Here is a 13,328-nt window from a genome sequence, read left to right as displayed (position 1 = left end):
TTACATGCCGGGCCCCGGCGCCGGGTCGTCCTCGGTCGGTGAGGCCTCGGATGATGGCGGCGGCAGCAGATGCGTGAACTGCGGCGCGAGCTCGCGGACCCGATCGGCGCACAGCATCTCGAGGACGTATTGGTAGGCGCTGACCTGGGCGCGATGCCATATCCCGGCGTTTTCCGCATCCATCCCCAACGGCGAGTCGAGGTGATCGGCGCGCGCCGACTGCCCGAGGCATTTTTCGATGATGCCCAGGCCGCTGACGACACCACATTGACCGAACAGCAGGTCCGCGATCGCGCGGTCCTGCGCATCCTGGCTCGCGCCCGCGCCCGCGGCCGGCGCGGGGCCAAACTGGGCCAGCATCTCACGGATGTACTCGCTCGATACCATTTCCAGGCTGTGCGTGTAGGCGGCGACCGAGGCCCGGTGATAGATGTTGGCCTGGGCAGGTGTGAGGGGATACGGGGCGTCGCCTGACGCTGCATTTTTCGCGATTCCCAGCTGGTGCTCGACCAGCGCTATCCCAGGCAGAAGGCCGTGTGGCCCGGTGAGTGCGTCGCGGAGAACCTGGTGACTTGCGCTGTGAACAGCCGTCGGCGCAGGCGACGCTGCGACTGCGGCACTAGGGACAGGTGAGGTGGTCATGCTCGATCCTTGGGGTAGTTGAAACAATGCAGTGATACTAGGCGGGAGCTCGATGCGTGGTTGCACCTGCAACGGGGAAGGGCGCGTGGGCGCTTGACCTTCAGGCCAGTGCACGACCACGCCGGCAGCCGCAAGGATCTCCTCGCATCGCACCTTTACGGCCTCGCGATGAGCACGGTAGGTGACATAGAGTCTCGGCGAGCGGCATTCGGTCTCGCGATCGAACGCAGGGGCGCGCAGCAGCGCCAGCCGGGCCGCGATCGCGCGCGCGCCGAGGTTGTGTGCTTCGGTCTGGATGTTGACGAATTCCAGCGCCGGCGCGTCGGCCACGCACTGCTGGTAGGCCAACGCGCTGAGGATCGTGGCCAGGCCTTTTCCGCTGGCTTCAGGACGCACCCCGTAGGAGATATTGCAGCCCACGGCGCCCGTCTGCTTACTTCGGATAGTGCCGGCCCAGGCGGCGGCGACGACCTGGTCGCCCTGGCATGCGGTCACGCAGTAAGGGGCGCGGTGAATCCGCCAGTCCAAGAGGGGCACGATCTGGCCTACGGTGCGGCCGCATAGGTCGGTATAACGCTCGATATCGCCGGCGAGCATGTCGCGCACGCGCGCCAGGGCGAAGCCTTGGCCTTCGGCGTAGAGATTCAGGTCGTGGTAGTTCCCGAGGAGGATGGGCGCCGGGGGAAGAAACTGGTCGAGATACATGGCGATCGCACTGGTGGACAGCGATCATGGTGCCGCAGCGCGCAGCGCGCCGGGCGTGGTTGCGCCCGGCGCCAGGAGGCTTTACTTCGAGCCGACGTCGGCCAGTGCTTGCTTGAGTCGGGAGACCGACTTGGCCTTGTATCGCCGGGTGGTGGTGATGGACCCATGGCGCGCGATCTCCTGGCCGAGCGTGATGTCGCCCGTGGCATCGACGATCATCGTCACTTGAGTGTGCCGGGCGCAGTGCGATGCAAAGCTGTTGAGGCGGCTGGCTGCGGCCGGGTTATCGGACGACACGGCAATCTCGGCGGCGCGTTGGAGTAGCTTCTTGATCGCCCGATTAATCGTCTCGGGGTGGACATTGCGCATCTGGCCGCGCAGCGGCAGCACCAGTGGGGTCTGATCCTTGTCGCTGGTGGGAAGTGCCGGCAGGCCCCTGGCCAACCGATACTCGCGCATCCCATCCATGAACTGATCGGCCAGCGGCACGGTGTTCACGGTGCCGCCTTTACCCAGGATCTCGATCATCCAGGTAGGCTCGCCATCCTCGTCATTGTCCTGATAGACGTTTCCCGCGACGGCGCCTGCCAGCTCGTGCCGGCGCAGAGCCGCCCAGAGCAGCGAAGTCCACACCCATTTTTGCTGGTGATACTCAAGGATGTGCCCTTCGCGCTTGAGTTCGTCCAGCGCTTCCTCGACATAGCCCCGTTCCTTCGCAGTCAGCGCCTTCTTACGCGGAGAGGCCTTGCTCATCACCGAGGCGACCCTGAATCGGTTGAAGGGGTTGCGCTCGATCGTGTAGCCGTTTTCCAGCGACATCTCGATAAGATCGGCGTACATGGCCTTAAGCGCGCTAATCGCGCGGTCGACACTGGCGCTGGCCAGCGGCGCCGACTTGAAGGGTTGCCTCTCGAGGCCGGCACGCTCGAGTACGGCCTGAGGGATCGCGCAGTCCTTCGCCCCGGCCAGGAAATGGGCATAGGCCGCGGCATCGAGCGAGGTGGCCTTATCCAGCCAGCGAGTGAATGGCTGCCCGGCCTTGCACCACATCAGCCAGGCTAGCCAGCGCCGCGCCTCAAAGCCGAACGCGCGCCGAGTGTGCTCGGAATTACGCTTGGACGCTACCCAGGCAACGATGGCCTTGAGGTCGTCTACTGCGAGGCCCGGTGCCAAGGCCAGCGCGCTTGACGAAGGCTCCAGAAGTACAAGTTCACCATCACGCATTGGTTTCTCCTATAGCCGCGTCTAGCGCCGGCGCTTCGCCGATGAGTTCGTGCACGGTGCAGCCCAAGACGTTCAGCATGCCGCTGACCACGTCCATGTTCACCCACGAGCTCTTGTTGTCGATGATGCGCAGCAGCTGCGCGTCGGATATTTCCACCCCGGAGTCCAGCAGCAGCCGGCGCAGTGCCGCGGCCGATCGAATCGAGCGGCTGGCCATGACTTCGCGCACGCGCAGCACGATCCGGCGTGGCTGGGGGGAAGTGGGAACAGGGGAGGCTTCAAAGGACTGGACATGCATCCAGTCATTGTAGAGCTACCGCGCATTCGGTGCAAAAAAATTGCATTAAATGATAGTCCGGCGCGTGCTGCACGTTCTCGGCGCCCACGGTGCGTTGCTGCGCCTGGATTTCCGCCTGGCGACACTCGACCACGAAGTTGAAGTGGTCCTGGCTCAGTTCGGCGAGCCTGGATACACCGAAGAAGTCGCACATCGAGTCGACCAGCTGCACTTCGTGTGGGCCATCCCATTGCACGTGTGCCTGGCCAATGACGTCGGACGAATCGTTGTTGTCTCGAATACGGATAACGTCCTTGTACGGCATCGACAGGATATGCAGCGTGGCATCGAAGCGCTCTTCGTCGAAGTAGATCGCGTCATCGCCCTTACGGCCGCCCCAGATCTGTTTGGTGAAGTCGCCCATGATCCGGCGCGTCGAAAAGGAAGCCACTGGCACAGCAGTGTTTTCCAGTTCAACGGTCACGGTCACATCGGGCTTTTTCAGGCCGTGGTAATTGCGGGCGAAGGCGATCGCTTCGGGCAGCGTGTCTTCGGCCCCGACCTTCATAAAGGTCACCTGGGCCTTGCTCATCTGGTGGATGGTGTACATGCAATCTCGCGAGAAGGTGAATTCTGGATCAGCGGTTACGCGTAGCTCAGGGACGAGACTTCAGCCTCCTCGAGCGGCTCGCCATGGGCGTCAAAGCGCTCCTCGCTGGCATAGATCATGTGCACAGCATCGAGGCCGGTGAACTTGGCGAAGGCCGCTGCGACGTCGCCGTCGAGCAGGTCCACCAGCGCCTCGGGCACGTATACGTGCTGGCCGACGCCGTCGTAGTCGCCGCCGCGGTAGTTGCGGTCGAACTCCACTTCCACATGCGGATCTTCAGGCTCGCACATCATGGCGTTCATTTCCGCGCTCGAGAAGTTGGCCACGAATGCGGCGTGCTGGTCCCTCGACCAGTCGCGGCCGGGCATGCCGACCAATTTGGCGCGCAGGCGCCAGACGAAGGTGTCGCCCACCGGGGCTCCGTCACGGTCAACGTAGTCGTCCGCGAAGATGCCGGCCGCGCGGTTATTGAAGTAGAAGTTGGTCATGATCGCTCCACGATATTGATACGAAGCGATGGTAATGGCGGGAAGCGGGCGTGGTTGCACGCCCTGGACTGTTACGGAGCCGGACGCTCGCTTTCGCCCTCGCTCTCGCTCTCGCCGTCGGTTTCACCCTCTTCCGGGTCAGCGGGGCGCGCCTCGGCCTTGACGGCTAGGTGGAGGAGGCGGTGATATTCACGGTCAGCCTGGACGTAGACTCTGGAAAAATCACCGCGCAGGAAGATCCACTCGTCGCGTACGAGGCGGCCATACAGGGTGCACATCTCGCTACTCGATGCGCACGCAGCCAAAGCCTGCAAATGGGGCTGCAGCAGGGCCGACATGCGGTCCTCCGCGCAGTCATGCACTCGGCACCCAAGCCGACGTATTTCCGGCATGGCGCGCACAGTCGCGCTGGCATGCACGTTTGCTGCCTGTTTCACGCCACGCATTGTCGTTGCCGACCTGATGCGTGCTTGCGCAGAATCGCACTGGGACGAAAACTGGTTGAATAGCTGTTGAAGATAGAGCTGCATGCTGATATTCATTCGATGTCTTCCTCAAGGAGCCGGAGCCTGGTGTTCTTCGTCGTCGGGGGAATCCAGTGCGGCCGCGACGGCAGCGTGCTCGGCGCGCATCAGGGTCTCCACATACTGAAGCAGGCGATCGGCCAACTGGTCCTCGACTTGCACACGGCCCTTGAAAAAGCTCATGTCCGGGGCGTACATATTGGCGGCATCCACCCACGGCACCAGGCCGCCGCCGTCCTGCGCCAGCACGAAGGCATGTTTGCCCATGAAGAGCACTGTCGCGCGGGTATTACTGCAGACGACGTAATCGCGTCCGCCATGGCGCGCCACTGCGGTCATCATGATGTCGTTACGCTTGCCAGGAAGATCCGGCACCTGCTTGAGGATCTCGACGGCTACACGCGTAGCTTTGTTGCGCAGCGGCTCGTCGTGGGCGTCGTCGATGATGGCGGCGATGGTTGCTGGGTTGGCGCTGGGGGGCTGGCTTTCTGGCATGATGGTTCCTATTGCTGCGGGCGCAGCGTTGGTCGTTTCTGGTGCGGAGATGGTATCGACAACGGCCCCCGGCGGCAGTGCAACCACGCCACCCAGGGCCGACTGGCGGCGCAAGGCTAGGCGGTTGGCGCCGGCTCGGCCGCCTCGCGCGCTTGCTCGCGCTGCTCGATCACCAGGTCGATGAGCTGGTCGAAGGCATCGATGTCCAGGCATGCGATGTCGGACGGCTCAACGGGCTTGTCGTTGAACCAGAGGTCTGGGCATGCCTCCGGGATGGAGCTGACCTCGATGTCGTGCTCGCCGATGAAGTGCAGCGCCGCGCGCGGAATAGCGCGCGATCCTGCGCCAGTGCTGGCGGCGGTCGGCACGTAGCTGACCAGGGACACAGTTCCTACGGCCTCGCCGTTCTCGGCCAGTTCGATGGCCAGCGGGCGGGCGCTGGCCGCGTCGCCTGCTCGAACGAAGGCTTCGAAACCGCGCCGGCGCAGTACCTCGGCCATCTGCGCGATCGGCGCGCGCGCGACAGGCAGCAGCTTGTCCCAGAACGCCTGATCTCGGTAGCTCGCGAGCTGCTGGTCAATCCTGTCCGGCGCGCAGACAAGCTTGAGCGCAACCTCGCCGGCCGAGAAAGCGTCGGCCGGATCGACGGTGATCGTGACGGTAGCCTGGCAGCTGTAGATGCGATCGCGCCCAGCGTCGGGGACGGATTCCTTGACCGAGATAGCGATCGGCTCAGCGTTGGCCGATCGGGTCAGCTTCTCGCCGGCAGCCGCGCGAATCGGTCCGACCGTGTAGTTCCACGATCGAAGGTATTCGTGGGCGTCGTCGGCCGCGTACTTGCTGGCCGTGAGGCGGTTGGTGGCGGTCACCTGGAAATCATGGGCCGTGAGGTCGACTGAGTATCGCGACAGCGCTGGCGTGGCGCTCGAGGTAGGGGCGGTTGGAGTGCGCATGGTGCTTGTGGAAGTAGGGATGCGCAACCGTACCGTAACGAGAGATGGGATGCAGTGCAACCACGCCTTCGACAAGGCACAAGCGCCAGCGCCGGGCAGCCCGAGTGACTGGCTTCGAGCGAGACTTTAGAAGGCGTAGCGCGCGCCCACGCCGCGCGGTGAGGCGGATCGGGTGGGGCGTAGGGTGGTGCAGTAGAGGCGGCCGGCTATGCAAGCGGCCGCCGGGCGGATAGTCATTGCCCGGGGCTGGCCGGGACGATCAGTCGAAATCTACAGCGGTGGTGAGCGCCGCGATCTGGCGGAAGCAGAACGTCTCACGCAGGGCGTGGCGCAGAGGATCGGTAGGGGCCAGCAGCATCGCGTCGGCGAGCTCCGCGCGCGAGCAGGTGAAGCGGTCGAGATCGGCCAGACAGGCTTCGAAGACTGGGTGTGCGGCCAGGAGGATATCCCATTCCGCTTTCGCGCCGGCGAGAACTACCGCAGCGCGCTCGTCCACAGGTGGCTGTTGGAGGTTGAGCATCGCGGCCGTCTGGTCGCGGCAGTACGCGACCTCGCGCAGGGCCTGACGAACTGCACTGGTCGGAGCTTGAGCGATCAGCTCGGCGAGGCTCACCAGATCGCAGACGTAGGGATCGCTCGACTCCAGTTTGTCCGCGAATTCGGGGTGCTGAGCCAGGAGCAGCGCCCAGTCTGCCTGCATGAGGTTAAACATGGCCATGTCGTCCGCCATATCCAGGGCCTGCATTAGCGCCGTTTCCTGGCGTGCCGAGCGCATCACAGCAATAGCCGGTGCACGTGAAATTAATTTGGCTACGCCCCGAGTGTCGCGCGATCGTCCCGTTGCGAGTTCCGTGAAGTTCGAACTGCCCATTTTGTTCCTCTAAATTGTAATTCAGTCAAATTTCACAGTTCGGACTGAATGTGCAACTATTGCCGCAAGGCAAATTGTAACTTTACGTGACACTTGCGGGCCAATCAAGAAATGGGTTTGTACAAATGGAACATTCATCACCGATTGTCGCCACATCGCGACATTACTTAATGCGCATATAACGATTTTGTGATAATTGGTGAGAATCTAACGAGGATAGTATTGACAAATACGGAAACTAAGAGCGCCTAACAAAACCGTTCGACATACCGCCAACAGATGATCGAGCAGGCAAGCGAAAGGAACGCTTGATGGATGTCCGCCCGTCGCTCGTGCCGAATGCGCAATCTGCGAAAGCGGTGTAGCCATCCTAACGTGCGCTCAACGACCCAACGCCATCGGCCGAGCCGTTCACGCGACTCAATGCCGTATCGCGCGATACGTGCTGCAATGCCTCGCCGGCGTAGCCACGCGCGATGCGCTCGTGAAGCGTACGCTCGATCGGCGTGCAGCTTACCTGGACGCTTGCGCGCACGACCGGAAAGCCCTTTAACCGCTGGGACAGCTTCTACGAGTGGAATAAGGAAACGCGAGTCATGCACTTGGGCGCCCGAGATCTTAGCTACCAGCGGCAACCCACGTTGATCTACGAGCAGATGGTGTTTGCAGCCGAGCTTGCCACGATCGGTCGGGTTTCGGCCCGTATGCTCGCCACCCGCAGGGGCAGGCACACTGGCAGCGTCAACGCAAGCTCGATCCCACATAATCTGGTCGTGCTCGCGCAGCCGTCGTAGAACTGCCTCGTGGATGCGCTGCCAAACGCCAGCTTTCATCCATTCGTGGAGCCGGCGCCAACAAGTCATGCCACTGCCGCAGCCGAGTTCGCGCGGCAGGTATTCCCATGGTATCCCGGTCTTGAGCACAAACAGGATCCCGGTTAGGGTCGCCCGATCGTTGATACGTGGTCGTCCGCCTTTAGGCGATCTACGATGGGGCGGGAGATGAGCTGCTACAAGCGACCAAAGGTCTTCGGGGAGAAGTGCTTGGGCCATGGCATCGGTCCGTCTGAGAACACGGGCGCCATCTTAGCTGCCAAACTACGGCCGTGTACGTCCGCTATCGACCCAAAGCGGACATGTCAAATCAGAGAAGTAGTTTGCTTGCAACATTCATGTTGTGGACAGCCTGATGAGCCGTCGTCGACTCGGCTTGATTGTACAATTCTAGGATGCGGAAAAAAATTCTCTTAGTCGACGATCAACTTCTGGATGTCGCATTGACTCGACAGGCGTTGAATGATTGCAGCATCCAACATGAGATCGTGGCGGCTTTTGATGGGTTTGAGGGACTGACTCAACTTAGCTCAAAGAAGTTCGACGTAGTGGTTCTCGACCTGAAAATGCCGAGAGTAGACGGATTTGAAGTCCTGGCGGAGATGCGCAAGCAGCCGGACCTGTCGATCGTCCCTGTAATTGTCGTATCAAATTCAGACCTTCAGGTGGATCGCGTTCGCGCTGCAACGTTAGGGGCCGTTGAGTACGTTCATAAATCCCTGGATTACTCCGAGTTCAAACACAGCCTGAAAGCTGCACTAGGACGGCATGGGTTCTGTTGACACCGTTATAGCGGCCCTCGTTTACCAAGGCACGCTCGTGGCCAGTTATGGTCTAGAGCGACCGGCCGCTCTCGACTCGAAGTAGCCATACACGCTGATGATTAAAATTTTCCAAATTTCGCAACATGCTAATCGTTAGCAATACCGTAGGAAATGGCCATAGCAAGATCAGGCTTACCGTTAATTCCTTTGATTAACCTGCCGCGAGTTACATAACACCTCGAGCCCACTGAATGCTCTCGAATAAATGTCTCTCCCGCAAAAATCGCCGTGTAATCTGCTAGATACTGGCTCAACAGTTCCGCTGGCACTACGTCGGCAAGATGCTTTCCTTCAAAGTCTGAAGCCCTCATTCCTGCGTCGATAAGACCATCGCCCCCTGCTAGGACGTAGCGAAAATTATGGTCAAGCACAAAAACAGCCGCATCAGGAATGTGTTCAGTGAGTGCGCGAAAGAGTACGACCCCACCTGGAAGTTCGGATGGCTCTGTAATTTGCTTGTTCCCCACTAACGGCGGAATTGTTCTGCTTGTCACGGTGCCCTCAGCCAATGTTGTACATGTAACAACTTAGCATTATAGTCGATCAATAGAACGTATTGACAGCTATTTCGTCCGCTCCTGGCCGATTCCGGCCGTCCAACTCAGCATAACAGGTTGCCGAGCTAGACAAGTCGTGGACGTCACGATAAGCCGCTGCCTAGCCGAAGCAGTCATATTAGGCGGCCTCATCCGGCTCCGTCCACTTCTATTAGCGTTGCTCTACAACAGATTGTTTCAATCTAATTTTTCGAGATTTGACTTTTTCGTGACCATTGAGGAGATTTCAGCAGCCTCTGCTGTCATAAAATCTGGAACGATCAATCACTGGAACGCTAAGGAACACGAAAAAGATCCTTATTCTTTGCAGCATACTGTTTTTCGCCAACTCAGCCTCGGCGCAAACAGTCTGCCAGAACATTGGAAACCAGCGAAGCTGCTCCAACGCGAATGGCACAAGTTCCAATACGACCCAGATTGGAAGCAGTTCGTTCACCAATTTTAGCGATGGCAGGTCATCGACGACCACCCGGGTGGGCGATCATCGGTTCACCAATAACAGCGACGGCACGACAGCGACCACTACAAGGGTCGGAAACACAGAGTTCACCACCCGGAGCGACGGGAGTTCAGTTACTTCTCGGCAAGTTGGTAATTCCACTTTTATAAGGGATGACAAGGGCAACACTGTTACCTGTCAAACCATTGGTACCCAGCGATTCTGCAATTAGTGCCGTATCTATACGGTTGTGAAACCAAGCAGAACTTGGCAAACTTCTGGCGCGACTGGCTTCACTCCGTTGCGATCCCTACATCGGCATTCCGCAAATGCTGCTCTAACCCAAAGCGGGAGATTGGCTAGGGCTCAAAACAAGATCTATAGCAAATATCCCGGAAACGCATACGGATTAAACAGTCAATCGAGGGTCAAGCTGCTCACGTACCATAAGACAACAAGGACGTAGAAAAATTATATGCTGAGCACGGTGCCTTCGATTGCCGAACTTCGATTGCAAGCTTACTTGGTTGTCGCTACGATCGTAGTACATGGCTTGACCATGGTGCTCAACGAGTTATTTTTTGTCCGCGCCGAATTCTTGCAGGGGATAGGCTGGGTTTACATTCCCGCTGGCACACGATTGATCTGCGCATTGCTCTTCGGCTCTGCGGGAGCCGTCGGGCTACTGATGGCCGGTTGGGCTGCGTGCTACTGGTATTATTTTCCAGGTGATGCAACACGCGCGGTCGTGGGTGCGATTGCAGGTGCGGCCGGGCCTTACCTCGTCTATTGGATCTATAGATGGAAGTATGGTACTCGGCCCCTGCTCAGCAGCCTTTCACTAGAAAAACTACTCATCTGTTCGACGGGATGTGCCTTCATGAGTCCAGCCCTTCATCACATCTGGTTTATGCTGGAACGTCATGACGAGGTGATCCTGAGCTTCTTCGTCATGTTCGTCGGGGATCTGGCGGGGACGCTGATCGTGCTGCTTGTAGCAAAGACGCTACTGCCAAGAGTTCGCGCGCAGGACTTCGCTTGAATCAGGCGCTGCGGAGGTCCGCAGTGTGCGTGTCCGCAATTGTGCTTGCGCGAGATTGTCGCTGGTTCCACACCTATCTAACGCGGAGTTCGCGTTGCACGAAGAGATCCGCCGCCACGGCATCCGCAATCCGCACCTGACCTCAATGGCACCGACCTGCACCTTCTCGCTGGTCTTTACCAACAATGCTCGAATGGCATCGAGCCGCCCTACGCCTGAACGTGCTGGCGCAAGAAGGGGCTGCCGGACGACAATATGCGCACCTAAGACGTCGAGGACCACGCCGGGCGGCGATACCGGTGAGCTGCCAGCACCCTCGGTGACGCATTTCGAGATGCACGTCCAGGACCGCCTGAACATGGTGCAGACGGTCCAGCCCTTCATCGACACGGCGATCTCCAAGATTGGCAACCTGCCAGCCGACTATCCTTACGAAGACTTCGAACACCTGGACCTGCACGCTTGGCGCGCCTGACCAAAGTGACTTTACACCTACTGTCCACACGCGGTGCAGGGCAACGCGCTGAACGACGCGGCCCTTGAGCTCAGCATAGTAGGTCGCCACGTCCGAAAAAAATCGCAAACTGTCAAGAAGGACCGTATGCCATTCCAACATATCGAATGATTTTGTTAGCACCTATAGTGTGTGCGTCGCAATCTAACTGCGAAGTACTTTGAGGAGGGTATCCATTTTGTAGGGCTTCTCTACAAACAGATAGTCCCGTTCGCGGTTTCTCAACAGTTCAGGCAATACATATCCCGACATAAGAACGATTTTGATAGACGGATACATTAGTTGAATATTCTCCGCAAGTTGCAATCCCGTCATGCCTGGCATCATAATGTCCGACAACACGATGTCGATATCACGTTGTTTCCGCAGAATCTCTAAAGCATCAGATGCTGAGTGAACGACAACGACTTCTAGGCCATGCGACCTCAGCAACACGGCAGCAAAATCAGCACCGTCAGCTTCATCGTCAACATGAAGAAGCTTTCGCATTGGCAGATTGTAGATGGCGTTCGGCGTGCCTGCCGATATTGGTGATCGATCAACAGCGCTCTCACTGCTGTTGTCTGGGGAAGTTTGCATCATATACCTCGCTGTCGCACGCTTTGAACACAACGGTGGCGATGTATTGGTCACCAGCTCAATACCCAATAGATCCGTTTGAAATATCAAAGTAGACCCGAAAATTTAATCGACGGCCCTTCTCCGTCTTTCGCGTGGCATCCATAAGGGCAGCGGTTGAGTAGCAGGCTTGCCCCAGCTTGAACAGTCCAACGCGGACAAGGCGTTGCTGGCCACGGCGCGCGGCCTGCTCGATCGAGCACTCGCTATCCAGGAGGGCCGCGGCGTGATCCCGGCCGGCGTTTCCCCGATCCGCATCCTCAACGCGATCGAGCGCGTCTCAACTGCGCACCATGAGATCTTGATGCGCTTCGGGAAAACGCTGGACAGCGCCACGTTGGTGCGCGGTATCCGCGTGGTCGGCGAGGCAGCCAAGCTGCTCGAAGAGATCTATGGCCAGGCCGTGCCGGAGGAGCAGGACGAAGAAGAGGGTGAGGCGCCTGGCCAGCGCTGAGAAGCGGTGCATCCAGCACCAGGCTTCGGGATACAATGGGGCATGAAGAGATTCAAGGCTCCACTGACCAGAGCGGTCCTCCAGGAGATCCAGGCACGCAATCCGCGGCGCCCTGGTGACCAACAATCAGACGACCTGTACGCTGCGCTATGGGAAATACAGCGCCTGCGCGCCATGGTGCTGCGCGCCGACCAGCTGCAGCGCGCATATGGTGAGAAAGTCGTGGGGGGTGGTCTGGAGCTGGTGCTTCAGGCGTTTCGCGCCGACCTGGCGCAGGAGCCGTGTGTATTGGAGCAGGTGTCCCTGCCCGAGCTGTCGGCCGGCCCCAGGATGCGGCCGGGAGAAGAGCCGGAGGGGACCGGCCCTTAGAGCTGGTTCACATGCCTGGGGCTTCGCTGGCGCCTTCTTCCTCGTCTTCGTCGTCAGCGCCGGCGAAGAGGTCGAGCGTCTGCGGCGCGATCCGTTCGGTCGCTTGCATCGGTGCTCGGGCCGGTCCCACGGCAGGCGCGTGGGTGGGTGCCGCGGTCGGCTTGTACTCTGGCGCTCGTTCGCTCGCGGCCAGCATCGCATCATAGTCGACCGTCGGCGCCCAAAATGGCTGGACCGGAACGAGCTTGGGGACTGGCATCGGCTTCACAGGCGCCTGGATGGCGCTGCTGCGGCGCTTGTAGGCCTCATGCTTCTCGTCGTCGCTGAGGGAATATTCGTCGCGGCGGGACAGGTAAGTTCGCGCGCCCCGCGCGTTGCCGTAGTTACGGAATCGACCCATGTTATTGCTCCTTTACGATACGGATGGGGAAGTGGCTTCTTCGTCTTCGTCGAGATCGATGCTGTCGGGCGCGTGTTGCGGATTCCTGCAGGCGTAGATGCTGGCCGTGAGCGAGGCCCGCATGTGTTCAAGCCCGCCGGCACCGTGGCGGAACGTCACGGACACCGGCGACTCGGTGCTCACCAGCAGAACTCGGTCCGGGAAGTGCTCCTGCCTGGCCAGGCGGAGCCAGCCGAAGCCGACGTCGCTGGCGGCCGGGTGCTCACGCAGTTTGCGGGCGCGTGCGTCCGAGACGTGCTCGCATTTGATCTCCAGGGGCGGTACGGTAGTTGACGGTTGCATGCTCTTCAATGACAAAAGTAGAGCGCCCAGTATCGCGCGCGCGGCGAGCCGTGGTTGCAAAGATGGTGGCGCGCGAGACGTGCACGGCCTGGCGAGCAGGTAACCGACGCCGGGCGCGAGCTCGCCCGCGCGTGACCGTTCTTCACC

The 13,328-nt window shown here is 59.9% G+C and carries 20 protein-coding genes; 6 read left to right on the top strand and 14 right to left on the bottom strand.

Annotation, left to right across the window (positions count from 1 at the left end; all coding sequences use genetic code 11):
- From AB3347_RS17610 to AB3347_RS17565, 10 genes are all read right to left on the bottom strand, one after another.
- Complete coding sequence (locus AB3347_RS17610) at window positions 1-1,347, bottom strand: GNAT family N-acetyltransferase (protein WP_369093089.1); 1,347 nt, start codon at window positions 1,345-1,347, stop codon at window positions 1-3.
- A gap of 81 nt (window positions 1,348-1,428) precedes the next feature.
- Window positions 1,429-2,571: a tyrosine-type recombinase/integrase gene (locus AB3347_RS17605; RefSeq protein WP_369093088.1), complete on the bottom strand. Its 1,143-nt coding sequence runs from the start codon at window positions 2,569-2,571 to the stop codon at window positions 1,429-1,431.
- Window positions 2,564-2,869, bottom strand: a complete 306-nt coding sequence (locus AB3347_RS17600) for a helix-turn-helix domain-containing protein (RefSeq protein ID WP_369093087.1) — start codon at window positions 2,867-2,869, stop codon at window positions 2,564-2,566. The genes AB3347_RS17605 and AB3347_RS17600 overlap by 8 nt, the downstream gene beginning before the upstream one ends.
- Window positions 2,870-2,873: 4 nt before the next feature.
- Window positions 2,874-3,458, bottom strand: a complete 585-nt coding sequence (locus AB3347_RS17595) for a hypothetical protein (RefSeq protein WP_369093086.1) — start codon at window positions 3,456-3,458, stop codon at window positions 2,874-2,876.
- Window positions 3,459-3,493: 35 nt separating this feature from the next.
- Entirely contained in the window at window positions 3,494-3,946 is a 453-nt protein-coding gene (locus tag AB3347_RS17590; RefSeq protein WP_285381991.1) for a hypothetical protein, read from the bottom strand.
- A gap of 71 nt (window positions 3,947-4,017) precedes the next feature.
- Complete coding sequence (locus tag AB3347_RS17585) at window positions 4,018-4,488, bottom strand: hypothetical protein (RefSeq protein ID WP_369093085.1); 471 nt, start codon at window positions 4,486-4,488, stop codon at window positions 4,018-4,020.
- 12 nt (window positions 4,489-4,500) lie between these two features.
- Entirely contained in the window at window positions 4,501-4,965 is a 465-nt protein-coding gene (locus AB3347_RS17580) for a hypothetical protein (protein WP_369093084.1), read from the bottom strand.
- A gap of 116 nt (window positions 4,966-5,081) precedes the next feature.
- A complete protein-coding gene (locus tag AB3347_RS17575) occupies window positions 5,082-5,834 on the bottom strand; it encodes a hypothetical protein (RefSeq protein WP_369093083.1) in 753 nt (250 codons plus the stop codon).
- Window positions 5,835-6,177: 343 nt separating this feature from the next.
- A complete protein-coding gene (locus AB3347_RS17570) occupies window positions 6,178-6,663 on the bottom strand; it encodes a hypothetical protein (RefSeq protein ID WP_369093082.1) in 486 nt (161 codons plus the stop codon).
- A gap of 374 nt (window positions 6,664-7,037) precedes the next feature.
- A complete protein-coding gene (locus AB3347_RS17565; RefSeq protein WP_369093081.1) occupies window positions 7,038-7,841 on the bottom strand; it encodes an IS5 family transposase in 804 nt (267 codons plus the stop codon).
- 176 nt (window positions 7,842-8,017) lie between these two features.
- Between AB3347_RS17565 and AB3347_RS17560 the strand changes: the two genes are divergently transcribed.
- A complete protein-coding gene (locus AB3347_RS17560; protein WP_369093080.1) occupies window positions 8,018-8,404 on the top strand; it encodes a response regulator in 387 nt (128 codons plus the stop codon).
- 128 nt (window positions 8,405-8,532) lie between these two features.
- Here the strand turns inward: AB3347_RS17560 and AB3347_RS17555 are convergent, their stop codons facing one another.
- Entirely contained in the window at window positions 8,533-8,940 is a 408-nt protein-coding gene (locus tag AB3347_RS17555; protein ID WP_369093079.1) for a PAS domain-containing protein, read from the bottom strand.
- A 271-nt stretch (window positions 8,941-9,211) separates the two neighbouring features.
- Between AB3347_RS17555 and AB3347_RS17550 the strand changes: the two genes are divergently transcribed.
- The 3 genes from AB3347_RS17550 (at window position 9,212) to AB3347_RS17540 (ending at window position 10,959) form a co-directional block, all read left to right on the top strand.
- Complete coding sequence (locus tag AB3347_RS17550; protein ID WP_369093078.1) at window positions 9,212-9,448, top strand: hypothetical protein; 237 nt, start codon at window positions 9,212-9,214, stop codon at window positions 9,446-9,448.
- A gap of 469 nt (window positions 9,449-9,917) precedes the next feature.
- Entirely contained in the window at window positions 9,918-10,484 is a 567-nt protein-coding gene (locus AB3347_RS17545; protein WP_369093077.1) for a hypothetical protein, read from the top strand.
- Between the two features lie 94 nt (window positions 10,485-10,578).
- Entirely contained in the window at window positions 10,579-10,959 is a 381-nt protein-coding gene (locus AB3347_RS17540) for a hypothetical protein (protein WP_369093076.1), read from the top strand.
- Window positions 10,960-11,142: 183 nt separating this feature from the next.
- Here AB3347_RS17540 and AB3347_RS17535 read toward each other — a convergent pair whose 3' ends face one another.
- Window positions 11,143-11,580 (bottom strand): response regulator, encoded by a 438-nt coding sequence (locus tag AB3347_RS17535; protein WP_369093075.1) that lies wholly within the window; start codon window positions 11,578-11,580, stop codon window positions 11,143-11,145.
- A gap of 166 nt (window positions 11,581-11,746) precedes the next feature.
- On the opposite strand from AB3347_RS17535, the gene AB3347_RS17530 reads away from it, so the two are divergent.
- A complete protein-coding gene (locus AB3347_RS17530; protein WP_369093074.1) occupies window positions 11,747-12,070 on the top strand; it encodes a hypothetical protein in 324 nt (107 codons plus the stop codon).
- Between the two features lie 42 nt (window positions 12,071-12,112).
- Window positions 12,113-12,439: a hypothetical protein gene (locus tag AB3347_RS17525; RefSeq protein ID WP_369093073.1), complete on the top strand. Its 327-nt coding sequence runs from the start codon at window positions 12,113-12,115 to the stop codon at window positions 12,437-12,439.
- Window positions 12,440-12,446: 7 nt separating this feature from the next.
- Here the strand turns inward: AB3347_RS17525 and AB3347_RS17520 are convergent, their stop codons facing one another.
- Together AB3347_RS17520 and AB3347_RS17515 are read right to left on the bottom strand one after the other, a co-directional pair.
- A complete protein-coding gene (locus tag AB3347_RS17520; protein ID WP_369093072.1) occupies window positions 12,447-12,839 on the bottom strand; it encodes a hypothetical protein in 393 nt (130 codons plus the stop codon).
- A gap of 12 nt (window positions 12,840-12,851) precedes the next feature.
- Window positions 12,852-13,181, bottom strand: coding sequence for a hypothetical protein (locus AB3347_RS17515; protein ID WP_369093071.1), 330 nt, complete (start codon window positions 13,179-13,181; stop codon window positions 12,852-12,854).
- Between the last annotated feature and the right edge of the window lie 147 nt (window positions 13,182-13,328).

Source organism: Massilia sp. X63, assembly GCF_041023745.1.
Classification (GTDB): Bacteria; Pseudomonadota; Gammaproteobacteria; order Burkholderiales; family Burkholderiaceae_D; genus Telluria.
This window is presented reverse-complemented; position numbering and strand designations above follow the sequence as displayed.

What these genes read in the sequence shown, in the direction of transcription:
- AB3347_RS17595 (WP_369093086.1), bottom strand. Translation starts at nt 3,458, where the DNA reads ATGTACACCATCCACCAGATGAGCAAGGCCCAGGTGACCTTTATGAAG.
- AB3347_RS17545 (WP_369093077.1), top strand. Translation starts at nt 9,918, where the DNA reads ATGCTGAGCACGGTGCCTTCGATTGCCGAACTTCGATTGCAAGCTTAC.
- AB3347_RS17520 (WP_369093072.1), bottom strand. Translation starts at nt 12,839, where the DNA reads ATGGGTCGATTCCGTAACTACGGCAACGCGCGGGGCGCGCGAACTTAC.
- AB3347_RS17565 (WP_369093081.1), bottom strand. Translation starts at nt 7,841, where the DNA reads ATGGCCCAAGCACTTCTCCCCGAAGACCTTTGGTCGCTTGTAGCAGCT.
- AB3347_RS17590 (WP_285381991.1), bottom strand. Translation starts at nt 3,946, where the DNA reads ATGACCAACTTCTACTTCAATAACCGCGCGGCCGGCATCTTCGCGGAC.
- AB3347_RS17610 (WP_369093089.1), bottom strand. Translation starts at nt 1,347, where the DNA reads ATGTATCTCGACCAGTTTCTTCCCCCGGCGCCCATCCTCCTCGGGAAC.
- AB3347_RS17580 (WP_369093084.1), bottom strand. Translation starts at nt 4,965, where the DNA reads ATGCCAGAAAGCCAGCCCCCCAGCGCCAACCCAGCAACCATCGCCGCC.
- AB3347_RS17515 (WP_369093071.1), bottom strand. Translation starts at nt 13,181, where the DNA reads ATGCAACCGTCAACTACCGTACCGCCCCTGGAGATCAAATGCGAGCAC.
- AB3347_RS17535 (WP_369093075.1), bottom strand. Translation starts at nt 11,580, where the DNA reads ATGATGCAAACTTCCCCAGACAACAGCAGTGAGAGCGCTGTTGATCGA.
- AB3347_RS17600 (WP_369093087.1), bottom strand. Translation starts at nt 2,869, where the DNA reads ATGCATGTCCAGTCCTTTGAAGCCTCCCCTGTTCCCACTTCCCCCCAG.
- AB3347_RS17570 (WP_369093082.1), bottom strand. Translation starts at nt 6,663, where the DNA reads ATGCAGGCCCTGGATATGGCGGACGACATGGCCATGTTTAACCTCATG.
- AB3347_RS17605 (WP_369093088.1), bottom strand. Translation starts at nt 2,571, where the DNA reads ATGCGTGATGGTGAACTTGTACTTCTGGAGCCTTCGTCAAGCGCGCTG.
- AB3347_RS17560 (WP_369093080.1), top strand. Translation starts at nt 8,018, where the DNA reads ATGCGGAAAAAAATTCTCTTAGTCGACGATCAACTTCTGGATGTCGCA.
- AB3347_RS17525 (WP_369093073.1), top strand. Translation starts at nt 12,113, where the DNA reads ATGAAGAGATTCAAGGCTCCACTGACCAGAGCGGTCCTCCAGGAGATC.
- AB3347_RS17585 (WP_369093085.1), bottom strand. Translation starts at nt 4,488, where the DNA reads ATGAATATCAGCATGCAGCTCTATCTTCAACAGCTATTCAACCAGTTT.